General features: G+C 72.3%; 20 protein-coding genes. 10 read left to right on the top strand and 10 right to left on the bottom strand.

What is annotated here, in order from left to right; translation table 11 throughout:
• Window positions 1–273: 273 nt before the first annotated feature.
• A complete protein-coding gene (locus tag ACIQFZ_RS13715) occupies window positions 274–2,247 on the top strand; it encodes a HelD family protein (RefSeq protein WP_402691267.1) in 1,974 nt (657 codons plus the stop codon).
• Here ACIQFZ_RS13715 and ACIQFZ_RS13710 read toward each other — a convergent pair.
• Together ACIQFZ_RS13710 and ACIQFZ_RS13705 are read right to left on the bottom strand one after the other, a co-directional pair.
• Entirely contained in the window at window positions 2,235–3,878 is a 1,644-nt protein-coding gene (locus tag ACIQFZ_RS13710) for a type II CAAX prenyl endopeptidase Rce1 family protein (RefSeq protein ID WP_402691266.1), read from the bottom strand. The genes ACIQFZ_RS13715 and ACIQFZ_RS13710 overlap by 13 nt on opposite strands.
• Before the next feature lie 89 nt (window positions 3,879–3,967).
• On the bottom strand, window positions 3,968–4,690 hold the full coding sequence (locus ACIQFZ_RS13705) for a copper homeostasis protein CutC (RefSeq protein ID WP_365416771.1): 723 nt from the start codon (window positions 4,688–4,690) through the stop codon (window positions 3,968–3,970).
• 188 nt (window positions 4,691–4,878) lie between these two features.
• On the opposite strand from ACIQFZ_RS13705, the gene ACIQFZ_RS13700 reads away from it, so the two are divergent.
• Together ACIQFZ_RS13700 and ACIQFZ_RS13695 are read left to right on the top strand one after the other, a co-directional pair.
• On the top strand, window positions 4,879–5,523 hold the full coding sequence (locus ACIQFZ_RS13700; protein ID WP_402691265.1) for a hypothetical protein: 645 nt from the start codon (window positions 4,879–4,881) through the stop codon (window positions 5,521–5,523).
• A gap of 51 nt (window positions 5,524–5,574) precedes the next feature.
• Entirely contained in the window at window positions 5,575–6,618 is a 1,044-nt protein-coding gene (locus tag ACIQFZ_RS13695) for a GNAT family N-acetyltransferase (RefSeq protein ID WP_383056421.1), read from the top strand.
• Here ACIQFZ_RS13695 and ACIQFZ_RS13690 read toward each other — a convergent pair.
• The gene (locus ACIQFZ_RS13690; protein WP_225074587.1) at window positions 6,600–6,878 is read right to left on the bottom strand and encodes a DUF4031 domain-containing protein; all 279 of its coding nucleotides are present in this window, start codon (window positions 6,876–6,878) and stop codon (window positions 6,600–6,602) included. The genes ACIQFZ_RS13695 and ACIQFZ_RS13690 overlap by 19 nt on opposite strands.
• Before the next feature lie 25 nt (window positions 6,879–6,903).
• The gene (locus tag ACIQFZ_RS13685) at window positions 6,904–7,287 is read right to left on the bottom strand and encodes a hypothetical protein (protein ID WP_365416774.1); all 384 of its coding nucleotides are present in this window, start codon (window positions 7,285–7,287) and stop codon (window positions 6,904–6,906) included.
• Between the two features lie 195 nt (window positions 7,288–7,482).
• Here ACIQFZ_RS13685 and ACIQFZ_RS13680 point away from each other — a divergent pair, with 195 nt between their 5' ends.
• The 7 genes from ACIQFZ_RS13680 to ACIQFZ_RS13650 all read left to right on the top strand — a co-directional run bounded on the left by ACIQFZ_RS13680 (window position 7,483) and on the right by ACIQFZ_RS13650 (window position 13,054).
• Window positions 7,483–8,109 (top strand): DUF3887 domain-containing protein, encoded by a 627-nt coding sequence (locus tag ACIQFZ_RS13680; RefSeq protein WP_365774981.1) that lies wholly within the window; start codon window positions 7,483–7,485, stop codon window positions 8,107–8,109.
• Window positions 8,110–8,146: 37 nt separating this feature from the next.
• Window positions 8,147–8,365, top strand: a complete 219-nt coding sequence (locus tag ACIQFZ_RS13675; protein ID WP_376652084.1) for a PLD nuclease N-terminal domain-containing protein — start codon at window positions 8,147–8,149, stop codon at window positions 8,363–8,365.
• Window positions 8,362–9,387, top strand: a complete 1,026-nt coding sequence (locus ACIQFZ_RS13670) for an ABC transporter ATP-binding protein (RefSeq protein ID WP_402691264.1) — start codon at window positions 8,362–8,364, stop codon at window positions 9,385–9,387. The genes ACIQFZ_RS13675 and ACIQFZ_RS13670 overlap by 4 nt, the downstream gene beginning before the upstream one ends.
• Window positions 9,384–10,151, top strand: a complete 768-nt coding sequence (locus ACIQFZ_RS13665) for a hypothetical protein (protein WP_402691263.1) — start codon at window positions 9,384–9,386, stop codon at window positions 10,149–10,151. Before ACIQFZ_RS13670 ends, ACIQFZ_RS13665 begins: the two co-directional genes overlap by 4 nt.
• A gap of 61 nt (window positions 10,152–10,212) precedes the next feature.
• Window positions 10,213–11,157: a MurR/RpiR family transcriptional regulator gene (locus ACIQFZ_RS13660; RefSeq protein WP_365416784.1), complete on the top strand. Its 945-nt coding sequence runs from the start codon at window positions 10,213–10,215 to the stop codon at window positions 11,155–11,157.
• A 96-nt stretch (window positions 11,158–11,253) separates the two neighbouring features.
• On the top strand, window positions 11,254–12,189 hold the full coding sequence (gene murQ / locus ACIQFZ_RS13655) for an N-acetylmuramic acid 6-phosphate etherase (protein WP_402691262.1): 936 nt from the start codon (window positions 11,254–11,256) through the stop codon (window positions 12,187–12,189).
• A gap of 280 nt (window positions 12,190–12,469) precedes the next feature.
• On the top strand, window positions 12,470–13,054 hold the full coding sequence (locus ACIQFZ_RS13650; RefSeq protein ID WP_365416788.1) for a hypothetical protein: 585 nt from the start codon (window positions 12,470–12,472) through the stop codon (window positions 13,052–13,054).
• A 3-nt stretch (window positions 13,055–13,057) separates the two neighbouring features.
• Here the strand turns inward: ACIQFZ_RS13650 and ACIQFZ_RS13645 are convergent, their stop codons facing one another.
• From ACIQFZ_RS13645 to thrC, 6 genes are all read right to left on the bottom strand, one after another.
• Window positions 13,058–14,533 (bottom strand): MFS transporter, encoded by a 1,476-nt coding sequence (locus tag ACIQFZ_RS13645; RefSeq protein ID WP_402691261.1) that lies wholly within the window; start codon window positions 14,531–14,533, stop codon window positions 13,058–13,060.
• Between the two features lie 229 nt (window positions 14,534–14,762).
• On the bottom strand, window positions 14,763–15,905 hold the full coding sequence (locus tag ACIQFZ_RS13640; RefSeq protein WP_402691260.1) for an NADH:flavin oxidoreductase: 1,143 nt from the start codon (window positions 15,903–15,905) through the stop codon (window positions 14,763–14,765).
• Between the two features lie 199 nt (window positions 15,906–16,104).
• Window positions 16,105–17,727: a chaperonin GroEL gene (gene groL, locus ACIQFZ_RS13635; protein ID WP_365436971.1), complete on the bottom strand. Its 1,623-nt coding sequence runs from the start codon at window positions 17,725–17,727 to the stop codon at window positions 16,105–16,107.
• 382 nt (window positions 17,728–18,109) lie between these two features.
• Window positions 18,110–18,313: a cold-shock protein gene (locus ACIQFZ_RS13630; protein ID WP_004986573.1), complete on the bottom strand. Its 204-nt coding sequence runs from the start codon at window positions 18,311–18,313 to the stop codon at window positions 18,110–18,112.
• 430 nt (window positions 18,314–18,743) lie between these two features.
• A complete protein-coding gene (locus tag ACIQFZ_RS13625; protein WP_365774991.1) occupies window positions 18,744–19,019 on the bottom strand; it encodes a MoaD/ThiS family protein in 276 nt (91 codons plus the stop codon).
• Window positions 19,016–20,299, bottom strand: a complete 1,284-nt coding sequence (gene thrC / locus ACIQFZ_RS13620) for a threonine synthase (RefSeq protein ID WP_365774993.1) — start codon at window positions 20,297–20,299, stop codon at window positions 19,016–19,018. The genes ACIQFZ_RS13625 and thrC overlap by 4 nt, the downstream gene beginning before the upstream one ends.
• Window positions 20,300–20,312: the final 13 nt, after the last annotated feature.

The raw sequence follows: 20,312 nt of genomic DNA, 5'->3' as shown, positions 1-20,312 counted from the left end.
CCCTTCACGGAGTGCCGCCGTCCGGACGGAAACCGGTCGGCAGATCCCGCCGCCGCGCGGCGCAGCCACACGGCACCACCCCACGGCACCCGCATGCCCCGAAGGCCTTCCGGAGGCACCCCCTTGTCGTCCCTGTCGTCCTCGTCGTCCCCGTCGCCTTCGTCGTCCCCGTCGCCTTCGTCGTCCCCGTCGCCTTCGTCTTCGTTCCTGCCCGCCGACCCCCTCGCCCGTGAGCGCGCCCACCTGTCCGCCTCCCGCGCCGCACTGCGCGCCATGCGCGAGGACGTCGAGTCGCTCGACATCCGGGACGTCACCGCGAACTGGGTCAACGCCGAGGTCCTCGCCCGCCAGATCGACGAGCGCATCAAGGCGCTGGCCGACCTCAGCGACACCCCGCTGTTCTTCGGCCGGCTCGACTACCTGGACGCCCCGGGCGCGGACCGGGCGGAGGGCGCCGAGGGCGAACGCTTCTACATCGGACGCCGGCACGTGCACGACGGCGAGGGCGACCCCATGGTCATCGACTGGCGCGCACCGGTCTCGCAGCCGTTCTACCGGGCCGCCAGGAAGGACCCGATGAACGTCGCCCTGCGCCGCCGCTTCGGCTACACCGGCGGCGACCTCACGGCGTACGAGGACGAGCGCCTGTCCGACCCGGCCGAGCCGTCGGGGGCGGCCACCACCAGCAAGCTGCTCCAACAGGAGATCGAACGTCCGCGTGTGGGCCCGATGCGCGACATCGTGGCGACCATCCAGCCCGAGCAGGACGAGATCGTGCGGTCCGGGCTGTCCGGCACCGTCTGCGTCCAGGGCGGCCCCGGCACCGGGAAGACCGCCGTGGGCCTGCACCGGGTCGCCTACCTCCTCTACGCCCACCGCGAGCGGCTCGCCCGCACCGGCACCCTCGTGATCGGACCCAACCGGTCCTTCCTGCACTACATCGAGCAAGTGCTGCCCGCCCTCGGCGAGTTGACCGTCCAGCAGGCCACCGTCGGCGATCTGGTGGCGCATGTGGAGGTGCGGGGCGCTGACGACGCGGCGACCGCGATCGTCAAGGGCGACGCACGGATGGCGGAGGTGCTCCGCAGGGCGCTGTACTCCCACGTGACCATGCCCACCGAACCGGTCGTGGTGGTCCGCGGCTCGCGGCGCTGGCGCGTACCGGCGTACGAACTGGAGGACATCGTCCGGGAGTTGCTGGACCGCGGCATCCGCTACGGCGCCGCCCGCGAGGCCCTGCCGCAGCGGATCGCGCACGCCGTGCTGGTGCAGATGGAGCGGGCGGGCGAGGCCCCCGACGACCGCGTGCAGGACGCGGTGGCCCGCAACGCGGCGGTCAAGGCCGCCGTCAAGGCGGTCTGGCCCCCGGTCGACCCGGCGAAACTGGTGCTGCGGCTGGTGACCGACGCGGACTTCCTCGCGGAGCACGCGGACGGGATCCTCACCGAGGAGGAGCGCAAGACACTCCTGTGGGCCAGGCCCGTGCGGTCGGTGAAGTCGGCCAAGTGGTCCGCCGCCGACGCCGTACTGGTTGACGAGGCCGCCGACCTGGTGGAGCGCACCCACTCCCTCGGGCATGTCGTCCTGGACGAGGCACAGGACCTCTCCCCCATGCAGTACCGGGCGGTCGGCCGGCGCTGCACCACCGGCTCCGCGACCGTCCTCGGCGACCTGGCCCAGGGCACCACGCCGTGGGCCACCCGCACCTGGGAGGAGGCCCTGGTCCACCTCGGCAAGTCCGACGGCCTGATCGAGGAGCTGACGGCGGGCTTCCGCGTGCCGACGGACGTCATCACGTACGCCTCCCGGCTGCTGCCGCACATCGCCCCCGGGCTCACCCCCGTCGCGTCGGTGCGCGAGAACCCCGGCTTCTTCGAGATCCGTACGGCCGCCGGGGACGCCGAAGTGGTCTCCGCCTGCGAGGAGTTGCTGCGCAACGAGGGCTCGGTCGGCCTGATCGCCGCCGACGCCCGCGTCCCGGCCGTGGCCGAGACGCTGACGGCGGCCGGCCTGCCGTACCTCGCCCCCGGCGAGGAGACGACGGCCGAGACCCGCCTCACCCTGGTCCCGGCCTCGCTCGCCAAGGGCCTGGAGTACGACTACGTCGTCCTCGACGAGCCGCAGGCCGTCGTCGACGGCGAACCCGACGAACGCACGGGCCTGCGCCGCCTGTACGTGGCTCTGACTCGAGCGGTCTCAGGCCTGATCGTCACCCACACGGCCCCGCTGCCGGGTCAGCTTTCCTGAGGCCCACTGGGCTGCCGGGAGGGCGGGTCGGCAGGGGCCGGGACGGCGCGGCTGGTCCCATCGGGGCTGGGTGCGTCACCGGGCGCGGCGGGGTGGGGCGCCGCGGGGCTGGGTTCGGCGGGCCTGGGTGCGTCGGGGCGCGGCGCGGCGGAACTGGGTTCGGCGGGACTGGGTGCGTCGCCGAGCGCGGCCGAACTGGGCGCGGCGGAGTCGGACACGGCGCCGGGCGCGGTAGGGCTGGACCCATCAGGGCCGGGTGCGTCGCCGGGCAAGACTGGGCTGGACGCGGTAGACCCGAGTCCGGCGGGACTGGGCCCATCGGGGTCGGACGGCGCGGCGGGACCCGGCTCATCGGCGCCGGATGCGGCAGATCCGGGCCCGTCAGGGCCGGACGGCGCGGCGGCCGGGCCGGGGACGGCCCCGTTCGAGGGCGGCGGCGCGTACGGCCCATGGCTGCCCTGCGGTGACGCGTACGGCCACACCGCGCCCGGCGGCGGAGCGTACGCCCCGTGTGCACCCGGCGGCGGGTACGCCCCATGCGGCCCGGGCGGCTGCGGGTACGGTCCATACGCACCCGGCGCCTGCTGCGGGTACGGCCCGTACGCACCCGGCGCCTGCTGCGGGTACGGCCCGTACGCACCCGGCGCCTGCGCGTACGGCCAATACGCGCCCTGCGGCGGTATGTACGGCAGGAGGTGGGGCGGGATCGGCTCGGGGACCGGGGCTGACAGGTGCTGCGGATGACGCCGCCGTGCCAGCCAGAGCACGATCGCGGCGAAGAGCAGCACCGAGGCCATGTCGACGAGGGCCAGTTGCCAGGGGGCGTCCGCCGCCGTCTCGTCGGACGCCAGTCCGTCCACGTACATGGCGGACACACCGAAGGCCAGCAGGTTGTTCAGCGCGTGCAGGGCGATGGACGCCTCGAGGCCGCCCGTGCGGATGGTCAGCAACCCCGCCACCGCACCGAAGACCAGGAGGTCGGCGAATCCCCAGGGCGTACCCCAGCCGTGCGCGGCCGCGAAGAGCACCGCCTGCGGCAGCACCGCGAGCCACGGGGATCGGAGGAAGGCCCCCGCCGCCTGGAGCAGCCAGCCGCGAAAGACGTACTCCTCCGCCGCCGACTGCAACGGCACGAGGACAACCAGCATGGCCAGGGAGAGGAGGAACGTCTGCCACCCGACCCACACGTCGGACCCGCCACCGTCGCCCTGGTCGTCCGGCAGGAAGATCGCGACCATCGGCAGCAGCACCATGGGGGGTACGGCGGCCAGCAGGCACCAGGCCAGCCATCGCCAACGCGGCCGCCCGGTCACGGAGGCCACCGTGCCGGCCGGACGCCGGCCCAGCCAGAGCACGGACAGCAGGACCAGCGGCAGGTCTACGGCTATGAACGCCAGGTCCAGGCCCGTGCCCAGAACCGGGCCGAAGTCGACGCCGCCGTCCGGCAGTTCCGGATAACCGGCGGCCGTGCCGATCCCGTCGGTGAGGATGTAGAGGAACACGGTGGCCAGGACCGACCCGAAGACCAGCACCACAGTGCCGAGCAGCGGCCGCCACCAGCGGTGGTGGGGTGAGTACCGGGCCATACGGTGATACGGAAGCCCGGTGGGGTCAGGGGACGTTGCTGTCATGAACGACATCGTGCCCGGTCGGAATGAACCAGGCGTACGAATTACCCGGGCCGGCCCGAACCCACCCCACTCCGGTCAGGCACCGTGCCTCAGCCCGCAGGCTGCCGAACCGCCACACCGTCCAGCACGGCGCGCCACTCCGCGACCGCCGCGACGGAGACCGGTCCGTCCCAGCCGCCGGGGCGAGCCGCACCGCCGATGTGGAAGGCGTCGATCCCCTCCGCGAGCAGCGCGGGCACATGAACCAGCCGCAGGCCGCCGCCGACCATGATCTGTTGCTCGTAACCGGGCTCGCCCCCGCGCGCGGCCTCCGCGATCAGCGTGGGCAGCCCCTCGTCCACGCCCGAGGCGGCGCCCGCCGTCAGATACGTGTCGAGCCCCGGCAGCCCGTCCAGCCGCTTGCGCAGCACGTCCCGGTCGGCGGCACGGTCGATCGCCCGGTGGAAGGTCCACGGGCAGCCGTCCAGTTCGGCGACCACCCGCTCGACAGCCCCCAGGTCCACCCCGCCCTCCTCGTCCAGGAACCCCAGTACGAACTCCTCGGCGCCGGCCGCCCGCATCTCGCCCGCGACCTCCGCCAGCCTGGCCAGCCCCCGGGCACCCCCCGCGCCGAACCCGTCCGCGAGCCGCAGCATCACGCGCAGCGGAATGTCCACGGCGGCACGGATCCCGGCGACGGTACGGGTCGGCGGGGTGAGCCCGTCGGCCGCGATGTCGGTGACCAGCTCGAGGCGGTCCGCGCCTCCGGCCTGAGCGGCGACCGCGTCCTCGACGTCGAGGGCGATCACCTCCAGGACTGCACGCATGCTCATAGGAGCCCTTCCCTCGGTTTCCCCTGAAGCGGACAGGTCTAGTCCAATATCAGGGTACGCCGGTCGGGGGACCCACGGCCGGGAACCGGTCACCCGGAGCACGTCCGGCACCCCGCCCGCCACCACGCCAGTGTCGCTCGGCGGCCCCGCGAGCGGAGCGGCCCGGGCGCGGTGGGGACAATGGCCGTATGGCCGATCTCGACGCCCTGCGCTCCCGCTGGACCCGCGCTCTCGAAGGTGCCCGTGGTCCCGGCGGCGGCCCCGACCCCGTGCCGTACGCCGACAATCTGCTCGCCCGCTGGCAGGAACCGCAGCGGCACTACCACACGCTCACGCACCTGACCGCGGTCCTCGATCACATCGATGTACTGGATGAATACGCCGCCGACCCGGACGTGGTGCGGCTGGCCGCCTGGTTTCACGATGCCGTCTACCTGCCCGAGCGCTCCGAGAACGAGGAGCGGTCCGCTCGTCTGGCCGAGCGCGCGCTCCCCGAGGCCGGGGTCGCCGACGCGAAGACCGCCGAGGTCGCACGGCTGGTCCGGCTCACCGTCACCCACGATCCGGCCGACGACGACCGCGACGGCCGGGTCCTGTGCGACGCCGACCTGGCGATCCTGGCCGCCTCCCCGTCGGCGTACGCCGCCTACGCGGCCGGCGTCCGCGAGGAGTACCACTTCGTCCCGAGCGACGCCTTCCGCGAGGGCCGAGCCGCCGTCCTGCGGCAGCTCCTCGCCCTGCCCCGGCTGTTCCGCACCCCGTACGGGGCGAAGCACTGGGAGGCGACCGCCCGCTACAACGTCACCTCGGAGCTGGAAATGCTGTCGCTCTGAGGCCCCGCCGCGCCTACCCTGCGCCGTATGCGTATATGGGGCGGGGAGCAGGTGGAGCAGGCCGTCGCGGGTGCCGTGGCACTGCTGCGGACGGCGACGGACCGGGACTGGGACGGGGTGAGGGCCGGGCGGCTGGAGTGGAGCTGCCGGCGGACGGCCGAGCACATCGCGGGCGATCTCATCGCGTACGCCGGGCAGTTGGCCGGGCGGGCGCAGAGCGCCTACGTGCCCTTCGAGATCACCCTCGACGAGGGCACCAAGAACGCGGACGTCCTGGACGTGATCGAGACGACCGGCGCCCTGCTCGCCGCCGCCGTCCGCACCACCCCGCCCGAGGTCCGTGCCTTCCACCCGTACCCCTTCCGCAGCGCGAACCGCGAGGGATTCGCCGCGATGGGCGTCGCCGAGGTACTGCTGCACACGCATGACATCGCGACCGGCCTGCACCTGGCCTACGAGCCGCCCGCCGAGCTGTGCGAGGACGTGCTGACCCGGCTCTTCCCGCACGTCCGACCGGGCTCCGCGCCCTGGCCGACGCTGCTGTGGGCCACCGGCCGCGGCGACCTCCCCGGTCGGCCGCCGGTCACCGAGTGGCGCTGGCGCAACCCGCCGGCCATACCCGCCGACCGGCTCACCCTGGCGGGTGTCACCCCCGCCGCCGCCCGCGATCTGAGCGACGGCGGTGACGGCGGGTTCCCGTGGGTCGAGGGCGGGCCCTACGAGGGCACGCAGGGTGCCGCCGGGGCAACCGTGAAGGCGTACGAGGGCGGGGTGTACCGGCCCGAGTGGGGGATGTTCGTGCTGGTGCGGCAGGAGGACGGGCGCGCGGTCGGCGGGATGGGCTTCCACGGTGTGCCCGACGAGGAGGGGCGCGCGGAGGTCGGTTACGACCTCGCCGTGTCCGCCCGCGGCCACGGCTACGCGACCGAGGCCCTGCGCGCGCTGTCGGGCTGGGCGCTGGCCCGGGACGACGTACGGCTGCTGGTCGCGACCGTGGACCGCGCCAACCTTCCCTCCCAACGCGTCGTCACCCGCGCCGGTTTCGTCGCCGTGCGGGAGGGCGAGGAGGAGATCTTCTACGAACTCCGGCCCTGAACACGGCGCTTGGGGCGGCGCAGCCCCGCCGCGTACAGCAGCCGCACCACCTCGCGGCTGCTGACCTCGACCGCGCCGGCCGCCACCGCGTCGGCGTACCGGTGGGAGGGCAGGTCGTAGTGGTCCCGCTCGAAGGCCCGGCGGGGCACGCCCAACCCCTCGGCGAAGGTATGGAGTTCGTCGTACGAGACATCGCTGACCAGGTGGGACCACATGCGGCCGTGACCCGGCCAGGACGGCGGGTCGATGTAGAGGGTCACGGTGCGACCGCCGGGCGCGGCGCCGTCACGACGTCGTGCTCCGGCCGGTGGCCTCCGCCAGCGCGCCCACCGGCGCCACCTTCACGCCCGCCTTGGAGCACACCCAGTGCGGGTCCGGCCCGAGTTCCGGCTCGACGTCCAGCGCGTGCGGGTCGCCGTAGCCGCACACCGGGCACAGCGGCCAGCGGCCGTACCGCTCCAGGAGCGCGTCCTGGACGTCCTGCGCGACCAGGCCCGCCACGTACTGCGCGCCTTCCGGCCACTGCTCCACCCACCAGCGGCGCTGGGCGACGGAGTCCTCCACGAGCGAGACCACGTCCGCGTCGGCGACCTCGCCGGCGACCAGATCGGCGAGCACCAGGGCGCGGGCGGCGTGCAGGGCCTGCTCCAGGGGGCTGATGGGTTCCATGCCCCCCATTGTCACCCGGAAGTCACGGACCGCACGCCGGTGACGGATCACGCACCGGCGGGTTCCGCGCCGCCGGGGGCCCGCTCTCTCCATCTCCCGTGCAGCGCTGGGCCGTTCACAGAAGCCCGGGCCGGAGCCGCCGGGGCTGTAAAGAGTTCCTTGACACACTCCGGGATGTAAAGGCACCCTTTACGTGTGACCGATTCCCTCCCCCTCGCTTCCCTGAGTGCCCGGCTCGCCGAGCACGCCGCGGCCCTGGCCTCGGCGGTGGGCAGCCCGTTGGCCCCACCGGCCTACCTCGACCTGATCCGACGCGCCCAGGACGTCGACGTCTTGGCGGAACAGGTGCTCAAGCTCTGCGTGCAGCAGTGCCGGGACGCGGGCCACACCTGGCAGGAGGTCGGGGACCTGCTCGGAGTCACCCGCCAGGCCGCCTTCCAGCGGTTCGGCAAGCCCATCGACCCCCGAACGGGAGAACCCATGGACAAGACAGTGCGCATGACCGACGCCCCGGAGCGCGCCCTCGAGATCGTCACGGCCGTCCTCGAAGGCCGCATGGACGACGCCAGGCCGTCCTTCAACGCCGAGGTCCTCGCGGCCTTCACCGACAAGGTGCGGGGCGACGCGCTGGCCGGCGTCGCCGGACTCGTCGGCGCGTTCGAGGGCTTCGGCGAGGGCGAGCCGTTCGTCCGGCGCATCGGCGATCACACCGTGGTGGACATCCCGCTGCGCTACGAGGCCGGTGAGATGAAGGCCCGGGTCGCGTTCGACACGGACGAGAAGGTCGCCGGATTCTTCGTCCTCCCGCCCGAGACGCCGTGATCCGGCCGATCCGACACCCCCACAGAGAGTCCGTCCCGTGATTGCCTCCACCCTCAACGCCTCGGCGGTCCCCTGGGCCGCGATCGCGCCTCTGCTGGTCGCCGAGCTCGCTCTGCTCGTCTACTGCCTCGTCGACGTCGTGCGGCACCGGAGCACCCGTCACCTGCCCCGCTGGGCCTGGGTGCTGGTATGCCTGTTCGTGAACCCCCTGGGTCCGATCGCCTACCTGGTGGCGGGGCGGAGCGAGGACCGGTGAGCGGGGGGCCGGCCGTGGTGACCGCGGGCCTGGTGCGCGACTACGGACACGGCGCGGGGCTGCACGGTGTGGACCTGGAGGTGCCGCGCGGCGGTGTCTACGGTCTGGTGGGACCGAACGGCGCCGGGAAGACCACGCTTCTGTCCATCGTGGCCGGTCTGCGCCGCTTCGACGCGGGCGAGGTCCGGTTGTCGGTCGACGCGGGACGGATCGGGGTCTGCCCCGACACTCCCGAGTTCGAACCCTGGCTCACCGCGGCGGAGGTGGTGCGCCAGTCCCGTGGCCTGGCCGCTCGCGGGGGGCACCGGCGCCGTGGCGGCACGGCGCCCGACACCGGCGGGTCCCCCGCCGACCCGGTCGCGGCCGTACTCGCCGAGGTCGGCCTGACCGAGGCGGCCGGCCGGCGCACGGGCGGCTTCTCCCGTGGCATGAAGCAACGGCTGGGCCTCGCCGTGGCGTTGGCGCTGGACCCCGAGCTGCTCATCCTCGACGAACCGTCCAGCGCGCTCGACCCGTCCGGGCGTGCGGAGGTGCTGTCCCTGGTCGCCGGGCTCGGCCGGACCCGCACCGTGATCTTCTCCAGCCATGTCCTGGCGGACGTCCAGCGGGTCGCCGACACGGTGGGCGTCCTCGACCGGGGCAGGCTCCTGTTCCAGGGGCCGGTACGCGAACTGATCGACCGTTTCCTCCAGCCGGCCTGGGAGGTGCGCCTGCGTGCGGGCGGCGAGCAGCGGCTGGCCGAACTGCTGCGGCAACAGGAATGGGTCACCTCGGTGGTGGTGGACTCCGACGGGTCCGTGCGTGTCGAAGCCTCGAGCACGGAGGTCGGTGAACGCCGGCTGCCGCAGGCGATCGCCGCGGCGGACGCCGCTCTGATCAGCCTTCACCCGGTCGACGCCGACCTGGAGGCCGCGTTCCTGGCACTGACCGGCGGACGCCACGGACGGGACGGACAGCAGGTACAGCAGGAACAGCAGGAACAGCACGGACAGCGGGAAGCGGATCGGACGGGTGCGGCGTGAACGAGCTTTCGCTGTGGCGGGTGGAGTGGCTTCGGCTGCTGCGCACCAAGAGGCTGATCGCGCTGCTGGGTGTTTTCGTGCTCTTCGGGTTCACCGGGCCGCTGCTCGCCCGGTACTCCGGGCAGTTGCTCGACCACGCCGGCGGCTCGGCCCAGCGGGTGAAGATCGTCTTTCCACCCCCGGTCCCGGCGGACGGGGTCGCCCAGTACGTGAACAACGCGTTCGGGATAGGCCTCATCGTGGCGGTCGTCGTGGCGGCGTACGCGTGCTCGATCGACGCCAGGCCCGCGCTCGCGATCTTCTATCGGACTCGCGCCCGGCGCTTCGGCGATCTACTGGTGCCGAGGTTCGCGGCCAGCGCCGCCGGGGCCGTGGGCGGCTACCTGGCCGGGCTGCTCGCCGCCTGGTACGAGACGGCCGTCCTGCTGGGGAATCCCGGTACGGCGGCCTTGGGCTGGACCGCGCTCACCGGCTCGGTGTTCCTGGTGTTCGCCGCGGCGGTCACGGCGCTGGCCGCGACACTGGCCCGCAGCACGCTCGGCACCGTCGGGTACGCGCTGCTCGCGCTGTTCACGCTCCCGCTGCTCGGAGCGCTGCCGCGGGTGTCGCGCTGGCTCCCGACCGAGCTGACGAAGGCGCCGGACGCGTTCCTGCGGCACACGGCGGCCGACCACGCGCAGCGGGCCCTGGCCGTCGCCGTGGTGCTCGCGCTCGGCTGCGTGGCGGCAGCGATCCTGCGGGGCGCGCGCAAGGAGGTACGTTGACGCCTACGTTGACGCCCGCGCGGCCTTGACCACGTGACCGTACGAAAATACCTTTCACAGTGTGACCCAGGACGTGAAGGAAATTTTCGCAGGCGTGGGCGCCCCGGGCCTCACGCCCCCCGCACCCGCCGCCCTCGCGGCCAAGGTACGTACGCTCGCGCCCTCGATGACCCGCTCCATGCAGCGGGTCGCCGAGGCCGTCGCCGGCGACCCGGCCGGCTGCGCGGCCCTCACGGTCACCGGCCTCGCCGAGCTCACCGGCACCAGCGAGGCGACCGTCGTACGCACCGCCCGCCTGCTGGGCTATCCGGGTTACCGGGACCTGCGCCTGGCCCTCGCGGGCCTGGCCGCCCAGCAGCAGTCGGGGCGCGCGCCCGCCATCACGACCGACATCGCGGTGGACGACCCCATCGCCGACGTCGTCGCCAAACTCGCCTACGACGAGCAGCAGACCCTGGCCGACACCGCCGCCGGCCTCGACACCATCCAGCTCGGCGCGGCCGTCACCGCGCTGGCCGCCGCCCGCCGCACCGACGTCTACGGCATCGGCGCCTCCGGTCTGGTCGCCCAGGACCTCACGCAGAAGCTGCTGCGCATAGGTCTGGTGGCGCACGCGCACAGCGACCCGCACCTCGCCGTCACCAACGCGGTGCAGCTGCGCGCGGGGGACGTGGCGATCGCCATCACCCACTCGGGTTCGACCGGGGACGTGATCGAGCCGCTGCGGGTGGCCTTCGAGCGCGGCGCGACCACCGTGGCCATCACCGGCCGGCCCGCCGCGCCCGTCACGCAGTACGCCGACCACGTCCTGACCACCTCCACGGCCCGCGAGAGCGAGCTGCGCCCGGCGGCGATGTCCTCCCGGACCAGCCAACTGCTCGTGGTGGACTGCCTGTTCGTCGGGGTGGCACAGCGGACGTACGAGACGGCGGCGCCCGCGCTCGCGGCGTCCTACGAGGCGCTCGCCCACCGGCACAGCCCGCGGGGCGGGACCCACCGCTCGTAGCACTCGCAGCGCTCGCAGTACTCGTAGCCGAGAACCGAACAAGCCCGGATCCGCACGGTCAGCCGTACCGCCACGCACGAAGAGAGCCGCCCCCTCATGACCTCCACGCCCCACTACCGCGAGCTGCGCACCGAGTTGGATTCGCTGACGACCGAGGCGTTCCGCCCCGAGCTGGCGGAGATCGACCGGCTGCCGACGCTGGAGATCGCCCGGCTGATGAACGCCGAGGACAGCACCGTGCCCGCCGCCGTGACCGAGCGGCTGCCGCAGATCGCCGCCGCGATCGACGCGGTGGCCGAGCGGATGGCGCGCGGCGGCCGGCTGGTCTACGCCGGCGCGGGCACGGCCGGACGGCTGGGGGTCCTGGACGCCTCGGAGTGCCCGCCGACCTTCAACACGCGCCCCTCCCAGGTCGTCGGGCTGATCGCGGGTGGCCCGCCGGCCATGGTGACCTCGGTCGAGGGCGCGGAGGACTCGAAGGAGCTGGCGGCCGAAGCGCTCGACGCCCTCGGGCTCACGCCGGACGACACGGTGGTGGGCGTCTCCGCCTCCGGCCGCACCCCCTACGCCATCGGCGCGGTGGAGCACGCCCGCGCCCTGGGTGCCCTGACCATCGGCCTGTCCTGCAACGCGAACAGCGCGCTGGCGGCCGCCGCCGAGCACGGCATCGAGGTCGTCGTCGGCCCCGAGCTGCTGACCGGCTCCACCCGCCTGAAAGCCGGCACGGCGCAGAAACTGGTCCTCAACATGCTCTCGACGATCACGATGATCCGCCTGGGCAAGACCTACGGAAACCTGATGGTCGACGTACGGGCCTCCAACGACAAGCTCCGCGCCCGCTCCCGCCGTATCGTCGCCCTGGCCACGGGCGCGGCGGACGACGAGATCGAACGGGCCCTGACGGCCGCGGACGGCGAGGTGAAGACCGCCATCCTCACCCTCCTCGCCGACACCGACGCCCCCACGGCAACCCGCCTCCTGAAACAGTCCGACGGCCACCTGCGCACGGCACTGGAGCGGGCGGGGGACTGAGGCAGGCGGGCCCGGGACCGGTGGCAGGAGCGAGCGGGCAGGCCGGGGGCTCCCTTACCGGCCGGGGCGTCGCAGTGCTGTGACCGGGAAGGTTTGCCGGAAAGCTCGCGGCGTCCGGTGCGGTACATCGCAAGGCGGAGCAACGCCCGCGTACTGGACGTACTCGGGTGATGCGACAACGCGGCTGGGGGTCCCCCCTGCTCGAAGAGCTTGGGGGAGCCGTGCCGGGCGTCGCGAGCCGGTGAACCTCTCCGGTCGCAGCACTAGGCTGGAGGGCACCATGAACCACGCCCAGCTCACCGCCCTAGGACGGGCTCTGCGTCTGCTCGGCGAGCATGGCGAGGCGCTGTCCGCGGAGACGCCCGACGCCAGGCTGCACGAGATGAAGGCGGATCTCCGGCGGGCTCTCGACCTGCTGGACGAGACCGTCACGACGGCCGCGCCCGCCACCCGCTGCCCCGAGCATCCGAACGGGCCCGTCGATGAGAGCGCCCCCGATCTGTGCCTCCTGTGCGAGACCCGGCGCCGGGCCGCCCGCCGCTCCGAGGTCGACGGGGCGTACGCCTCGTACGCGCGCCACGCCGCCGAGCCCGCCGCCCCCGCCCCGTCCCGCTACGGCGTCCGCGAGGACCGGCCGCAGCCCCAGCAGCGATGGCTGCCGGAGCTGTGGAACGGGCGGGAGTGGCAGTTGTGCGGGTCCCCGCGCCGGGACCGGCGCGAGGCCGAGCTGTTCATCGCCGCCCAGCGCCGGGCACCGCGCGCCGCGCCCGCCTACCGGCTCGTGCACGAGTTCACCGACTACGAGGTGGTCCGGGTCTGGGGCCATCCCGCGCGGACCGACATCGAGCCCATGGGCAACCCGTAGGGCCTACGACACCTTCGCCCCGGTGGGCGCGGGCTCACCGGCCGCCGACGGCTCCCCCGGGGCCGCGCTGCGCGGGCGCGGGATGAAGGACGCGACCAGGAAGCCGAGCAGGGCGGCGCCGGCGCCGACGGCGAGGACCGTGCGGAAGCCGTTCTCGGAGGGCAGCTGGTAGGGGCCGAACGCGGTGGTCATATGGGCCAGGACCACGCCCGCCACCGCGCTGGCGACCGACGTGCCGATCGAGCGCATCAGGGTGTTGAGGCTGTTCGCCGCGCCCGTCTCGGACGCGGGGACGGCGCTCATGATGAGCGCGGGCATCGAGCCGTAGGTGAAGCCGATGCCGGCGCCGATCACGCAGGACGTCAGGACGAAGTGCCAGACCTGGCTCATCAGGACGATGTTGAGGCCGTAGCCGGCGGCGACGATCAGCGCGCCGATCATCAGCGTCACCTTGGGTCCCCTGGTCCGCGAGACGATCGCCGACACCGGGGCGACGGCCATCATCACCAGACCCGAGGGGGCCATGACCAGGCCGGAGGCCAGCAGCGACTTGCCGAGGCCGTAGCCGGTCTGCGCGGGCAGTTGCAGCAGCTGCGGGATGACCAGGGACATCGAGAACATCGCGAAGCCGATCGCCACCGAGGCGAGGTTGGTCACCAGCACCTGGCGGCGGGCCGTGGTGCGCAGGTCCACCAGGGGCGCCTCGACGCGCAGTTCGAACAGGCCCCAGGCGACCAGGACCACGACCGCCGCCGCGAACAGGCCCAGGGTCGTGCCGCTGCCCCAGCCCCAGTCGGCGCCCTTGGAGATCGCCAGCAGCAGGCAGACCAGGCCCACCGCCATACCGACCGCGCCGGGCAGGTCGAAGCGGCCGCCGGTGCGCACCGCCGACTCGGGCACGAAGCCCAGCACCAGCACCGCCGCCACGACGCCCAGGCCGGCCGAGACCCAGAACAGCATGTGCCAGTTGAGGTTCTCGGCGATCAGCGCGGCGGCGGGCAGCCCGAGGGCACCGCCGACGCCGAGCGAGGCGCTGATCATCGCGGTCGCCGAACCGAGCCGTTCGGCGGGCAGTTCGTCGCGCATGATGCTGATGCCGAGCGGGATGACACCGGAGGCGAGGCCCTGCAGGGCGCGGCCGACGATCATCGGCGTGAGGGAGTCGCTCAGCGCGGCCGTGACCGAGCCGACCACCAGCATGGCGAGGCTCAGCAGGAGCATGCGGCGCTTGCCGTACATGTCGCCGAGGCGGCCCATGACCGGGGTGGCCACGGCCGCGGCGAGCAGCGTGGCGGTGACGGCCCAGACGGTGTCCGACGCCGAGGCGTGCAGGAGCTTGGGCAGCTCGGGAATGATCGGGATCACGAGGGTCTGCATCAGCGAGACCACGATGCCGCCGAAGGCGAGTACGGCCACGACGGCGTTGGGCCGGGGCGCGGATTGCCCGGCCGTGGCGGGCCGGGCGAGTGCGTCGGACATGAAGGAAGGTCTCCGTCGGAGAGGGGGTGTACTTGACTCAGGCAACTTTAATTGGAATTGTTTGACTCAAGCAAGCGAAATCCCGCCGGGCGAGGACCCGGCAGGCGAAGACCCCCCGGACGAAGATCCGGCAGGCAGAGGGGCGGCGCCCGCCCTCCGGCAGCCACCGCCCCCACATCCGGGCCCGAGCCCCCGGGCCCGGCCCGGTTCAGCTCAGCAGCTCAGCAGCTCAGCTCAGCGTCTTCAGCGCCGCCGCGTCGTACGGCTTCAACTCCTCGAAGCGGCCGCCGAGGACCTTCGCCGCCCACTCGGGGTCCTGGAGCAGCGCGCGGCCCACGGCCACCAGGTCGAACTCGTCGCGCTCCAGCCGGTCCAGCAGGTTGTCGAGGCTGCCGACCTCCGCGCCCTCGCCCTGGAACGCCTTGATGAAGTCGCCGTCCAGACCCACCGAGCCGACGCTGATGACCTGCTTGCCCGTCAGCTTCTTCGTCCAGCCCGCGAGGTTGAGGTCCGAGCCCTCGAACTCCGGCAGCCAGTAGCGGCGCGTGGAGGCGTGGAAGACGTCCACTCCGGCCGCCGCCAGCGGCGACAGGATCGCCTCCAGCTCCTCGGGGGTCTCGGCCAGGCGGGCGTCGTAGGCCTCCTGCTTCCACTGCGAGTACCGGAAGAGGACCGGGAAGCCGGGCGAGACGGACTCCCGCACCGCCGCCACGATCTCGGCCGCGAACTTCGTACGGGCCACCGGATCGCCGCCGTAGGCGTCGGTACGGCGGTTGGTGCCCGTCCAGAGGAACTGGTCGAGCAGGTAGCCGTGGGCGCCGTGCAGCTCCACGCCGTCGAAGCCGATGCGCTCCGCGGCGGCGGCCGCCTCGGCGAACGCGCCGATGACGTCGTCCAGGTCCGTCCGCGTCATCGCCCTGCCGGTGACCTCGGACTCGCCGATGCGCAGCCCGGAGGGGCCCACCGCGGGCGCGTCCGGGAACGGCTGCTGGCCCGGCCGGCGCACCATGCCGATGTGCCACAGCTGCGGCACGATCGTGCCGCCCGCCACGTGCACGGCCTCGGCCACCTTGGCCCAGCCCGCGAGCTGCTCCTCGCCGTGGAAGCGGGGCACGCGGTCGCTCTGCCCGGCCGAGTCGTGCCCCACGTAGGTGCCCTCGGTGACGATCAGGCCGACGCCCGCGGCGGCGCGGCGGGCGTAGTACGTCAGCACGTCCTCGCCGGGGACGCCGCCCGGCGAGAACATCCGGGTCATCGGCGCCATCACGATCCGGTTGGGGACGGTGAGGCCGTTCAGCGTGAGGGGGCGGGAGAGGATCTCGGCCGCGCGGGACGCGGACCCGGAAGCGGACTCGGAGGCGGTGACGGTCACGTGGGGGGCTCCTCGGAATCGTGGTCGGTACCGGCCGGCGTGCACGCGCGTCAGCCGGGCACCGGCGTCAACTGCCCTGCCTGCCACGGCATTCCACCGAGCCACTCCTGTGACCCGGAACACGCCCGAGGGCGGCACCCCCTGTCTCCAGGGAGTGCCGCCCTCGGTACGTGAAGGACGGATCCGATCCTCGAGGGGATCAGAAGTCCATGTCACCGCCCGGCATGCCGCCGCCGGCCGGCGCGGCGGCCTTCTCCGGCTTGTCGGCGATGACGGCCTCGGTGGTGAGGAACAGCGCGGCGATGGAGGCGGCGTTCTGCAGCGCGGAACGGGTCACCTTCGCCGGGTCGATGATGCCCTCGGCGACCAGGTCGACGTACTCACCGGTCGCGGCGTTCAGGCCGTGGCCCGGGGTGAGGTTGCGGACCTTCTCCACCACGACGCCGCCCTCGAGGCCGGCGTTGACGGCGATCTGCTTGAGCGGGGCCTCCAGGGCGAGCTTCACGGCCTGCGCGCCGGTCGCCTCGTCACCCTCGAGCTCCAGCTTCTCGAAGACGTTGGTGGTCTGGAGCAGGGCCACGCCACCACCGGCGACGATGCCCTCCTCGACGGCCGCCTTGGCGTTGCGCACGGCGTCCTCGATGCGGTGCTTGCGCTCCTTGAGCTCCACCTCGGTGGCGGCACCGGCCTTGATGACCGCGACACCGCCGGCGAGCTTCGCCAGGCGCTCCTGGAGCTTCTCGCGGTCGTAGTCGGAGTCGCTGTTCTCGATCTCGGCGCGGATCTGGTTGACCCGGCCGTTGACCTGGTCGGAGGAGCCGGCACCGTCGACGATGGTGGTCTCGTCCTTGGTGATGACGACCTTGCGGGCGCGGCCCAGGAGGTCCAGGGTCGCGTTCTCCAGCTTGAGGCCGACCTCCTCGGAGATGACCTCGCCGCCCGTGAGGATGGCGATGTCGCCGAGCATGGCCTTGCGGCGGTCGCCGAAGCCCGGGGCCTTGACGGCGACGGACTTGAAGGTGCCGCGGATCTTGTTGACGACCAGGGTCGACAGGGCCTCGCCCTCGACGTCCTCGGCGATGATCAGCAGCGGCTTGCCCGACTGCATGACCTTCTCCAGGAGCGGGAGCAGGTCCTTGACCGAGGAGATCTTGGAGTTGGCGATGAGGATGTACGGGTCCTCGAGCGACGCCTCCATGCGCTCCATGTCGGTCGCGAAGTAGGCGGAGATGTAGCCCTTGTCGAAGCGCATGCCCTCGGTGAGCTCGAGCTCCAGACCGAAGGTCTGCGACTCCTCGACGGTGATGACGCCTTCCTTGCCGACCTTGTCCATGGCCTCGGCGATGAGCTCGCCGATCTGGGTGTCGGCGGCGGAGATGGAGGCGGTGGAGGCGATCTGCTCCTTGGTCTCGACCTCCTTGGCCTGGTCGAGCAGGGCGGCGGAGACGGCCTCGACGGCCTTCTCGATACCGCGCTTCAGGGCCATCGGGTTGGCACCGGCGGCGACGTTGCGCAGGCCTTCCTTGACGAGGGCCTGGGCGAGCACGGTCGCGGTGGTCGTACCGTCGCCGGCGACGTCGTCCGTCTTCTTGGCGACTTCCTTGACCAGCTCGGCGCCGATCTTCTCGTACGGGTCCTCGAGCTCGATCTCCTTGGCGATGGAGACACCGTCGTTGGTGATCGTGGGGGCACCCCACTTCTTCTCGAGGACGACGTTGCGGCCCTTGGGGCCGAGGGTCACCTTGACGGCGTCCGCGAGCTGGTTCATGCCGCGCTCGAGGCCTCGCCGCGCCTCCTCGTCGAACGCGATGATCTTGGCCATGTGAAGTGGTCCTCCCAGGACTGGGGGTGATTACTTCGGACCGCGCCCGCGCCCGCGACGGACGGCCCCCGACCGGTGGTTCCTTGCCCCACCCGGCCCGTGGCCTCACCGACCCGGTCCTTCGTTGTCACTCTCACCTTCAGAGTGCTAACGCCAATGATTAGCACTCGACCCCTTCGAGTGCAAGCGCCTTCGGGGGTCGGCGGGGCACTCGGCCGGGCGCGAACACGGGCGTACCGGGCCGTGCGGGCGCGCGGTGCGCGGACACGGGCGTGCCGACCGCCGGACGGGGAAGTGCGCCGACACAGCGAAGGGCCCGCACCCCGGCAGCGGAGGTGCGGGCCCTTCCGAAGAAGAACGTCGCTTGCGGTGGTCGCGCGATTCAGGCCGTGACACGGACCATGTCGGCCTGTGGACCCTTCTGGCCCTGCGAGATCTCGAACTCGACCCGCTGGCCCTCTTCCAGCGTGCGGTAGCCGTCCATCTGGATCGCGCTGTAGTGGACGAAGACGTCCGCACCACCGTCGACCGCGATGAAGCCGTACCCCTTCTCCGCGTTGAACCACTTGACGGTGCCCTGAGCCATGCCTAACTCCCCTATTACTGGCCCTTGCACAGATCCACACTTCGCGGACCCGGGTCAGACCTCACCCCCCGTGGATCGGGGGCGTGCGCCGGAACGCGTCGACCGCGGCTGAATGTATCTGTCCAACTGCCGTCTGCAACAGGTCAATCGGACGAGAAATCTGGACGTACGCGGTCCGGAATATAGGAAGAATTCACGCGAATTCAGGGCAAGTCGGGCCCCGCAAACAAGGCAAATGCCACAAAAGGCCCGCAGACTTTGGCTACTTCTTGCCGGGCTCGCGGCAGGAATCCATGGCCCCGGATTCGGAGTTGGAGGGCGCGTTCCCCAACTCTACCGCGCTCAACCACACAGAATTGCCCCCTCCGCTTCTCTCACGGAGGGGGCAATTCGATGAACTCTGCGTAATCGGGATTACCGAAGGTAATGATCAGCCGCCGGCGACCGCCGGGATGATCGAGACGCCCGCGCCGTCCGGGGTGGCCGTCTCGAGGCCCTGCTCGAACCGGACGTCGTCGTCGTTGACGTACACGTTGACGAAGCGGCGCAGCTTGCCCTGGTCGTCCAGGACCCGTGCCGAGATGCCCGTGTGGTTCTTCTCCAGGTCCGAGATGACCTCGGACAGGGTCGCGCCCTCGGCGTTCACCTCGGCCCGGCCGCCGGTGTAGGTGCGCAGGATGGTGGGGATGCGAACGGTCACGCTCATGCCAGGCCAGCCTCTCGGAAGGAGTCCAGGGTCGGACGGATCGTCGCGGTCAGGCCGGTGCCGGCCACCGCGTCCAGCGTCTTCAGCCCGTCGCCGGTGTTGAGGACGACGGTGGTCTTCGTCGGGTCGAGGACGCCGTCCTCGACCAGCTTCTTCGTCACGCCGACCGTCACACCGCCCGCGGTCTCGGCGAAGATGCCCTCGGTCCGCGCCAGCAGCTTGATGGCGTCGACGACCTGCTCGTCGGTCACGTCCTCCACCGCGCCACCGGTGCGGCGCGCGATGTCCAGGACGTACGGGCCGTCGGCCGGGTTGCCGATGGCCAGGGACTTGGCGATCGTGTTCGGCTTCTGCGGCCGCACGACCTCATGGCCGGCCTTGAAGGCGGTGGACACCGGCGAGCAGCCCTCGGCCTGGGCGCCGAAGATCTTGTACGGCTTGTCCTCGACCAGCCCCAGCTCGATCAGCTCCCGCAGGCCCTTGTCGACCTTGGTGAGCTGGGAGCCCGAGGCGATCGGGACGACGATCTGGTCCGGCAGCCGCCAGCCGAGCTGCTCGCAGATCTCGTACGCCAGCGTCTTGGAGCCCTCGGCGTAGTACGGCCGCAGGTTGACGTTGACGAAGCCCCAGCCCTCGCCGGCCGGATCGCCGATCAGCTCGGAGCAGAAACGGTTCACGTCGTCGTAGTTGCCCTCGATGCCGACGAGTTCGCCGCCGTAGATCGCGGCCATCACGACCTTGCCCTGCTCCAGGTCGTGCGGGATGAACACGCAGGAGCGCAGCCCGGCGCGGGCGGCCGCGGCGCCGACGGCGCCGGCCAGGTTGCCGGTCGAGGAGCAGGAGAGGGTGGTGAAGCCGAAGGCGCGGGCCGCCTCCAGTGCCTGGGCGACCACGCGGTCCTTGAAGGAGTGCGTGGGATTGCCGGAGTCGTCCTTCACGTACAGCCCGCCGGTCACCCCCAGTTCGCGGGCGAGGCGGTCGGCCCGGACGAGCTTGGTCCAGCCCGGGTTCAGGTTCGGCTTGCCGGCGACGTCCGCGGGGACGGGCAGCAGCGGCGCGTAGCGCCAGATGTTCGCGGGGCCCGCTTCGATCCTCTTGCGCAGCTCCTCGGTGTCGTAGGCCGAGAAGTCGTAGGCGATCTCCAGCGGGCCGAAACACTCCTCGCAGGCGAAGACCGGGCCGAGGGGGACGCGGTGACCGCACTCGCGGCAGCTCAGCGCCGCTGCGGGGCCGAGGTCCACGGTGGAGTCGGTGCTGCTTACAACGGTCTGCACAGCCATGTGAGGCGAGGCC

The sequence above is a fragment of the Streptomyces sp. NPDC093064 genome (assembly GCF_044754605.1).
Lineage (GTDB): Bacteria > Actinomycetota > Actinomycetes > Streptomycetales > Streptomycetaceae > Streptomyces.
Note: the sequence above shows the minus strand (reverse complement) of the source record. Positions and strands in the feature narration are given on the sequence as shown.

Excerpts from the sequence above, each read along its gene's own strand:
- ACIQFZ_RS13625 (WP_365774991.1), bottom strand. The coding sequence starts at position 19,019 with ATGAGCGTGACCGTTCGCATCCCCACCATCCTGCGCACCTACACCGGC.
- ACIQFZ_RS13715 (WP_402691267.1), top strand. The coding sequence starts at position 274 with ATGCGCGAGGACGTCGAGTCGCTCGACATCCGGGACGTCACCGCGAAC.
- ACIQFZ_RS13630 (WP_004986573.1), bottom strand. The coding sequence starts at position 18,313 with ATGGCTCAGGGCACCGTCAAGTGGTTCAACGCGGAGAAGGGGTACGGC.
- ACIQFZ_RS13710 (WP_402691266.1), bottom strand. The coding sequence starts at position 3,878 with ATGACAGCAACGTCCCCTGACCCCACCGGGCTTCCGTATCACCGTATG.
- murQ (WP_402691262.1), top strand. The coding sequence starts at position 11,254 with ATGACCTCCACGCCCCACTACCGCGAGCTGCGCACCGAGTTGGATTCG.
- ACIQFZ_RS13705 (WP_365416771.1), bottom strand. The coding sequence starts at position 4,690 with ATGAGCATGCGTGCAGTCCTGGAGGTGATCGCCCTCGACGTCGAGGAC.
- ACIQFZ_RS13700 (WP_402691265.1), top strand. The coding sequence starts at position 4,879 with ATGGCCGATCTCGACGCCCTGCGCTCCCGCTGGACCCGCGCTCTCGAA.
- groL (WP_365436971.1), bottom strand. The coding sequence starts at position 17,727 with ATGGCCAAGATCATCGCGTTCGACGAGGAGGCGCGGCGAGGCCTCGAG.
- thrC (WP_365774993.1), bottom strand. The coding sequence starts at position 20,299 with ATGGCTGTGCAGACCGTTGTAAGCAGCACCGACTCCACCGTGGACCTC.
- ACIQFZ_RS13650 (WP_365416788.1), top strand. The coding sequence starts at position 12,470 with ATGAACCACGCCCAGCTCACCGCCCTAGGACGGGCTCTGCGTCTGCTC.
- ACIQFZ_RS13645 (WP_402691261.1), bottom strand. The coding sequence starts at position 14,533 with ATGTCCGACGCACTCGCCCGGCCCGCCACGGCCGGGCAATCCGCGCCC.
- ACIQFZ_RS13685 (WP_365416774.1), bottom strand. The coding sequence starts at position 7,287 with ATGGAACCCATCAGCCCCCTGGAGCAGGCCCTGCACGCCGCCCGCGCC.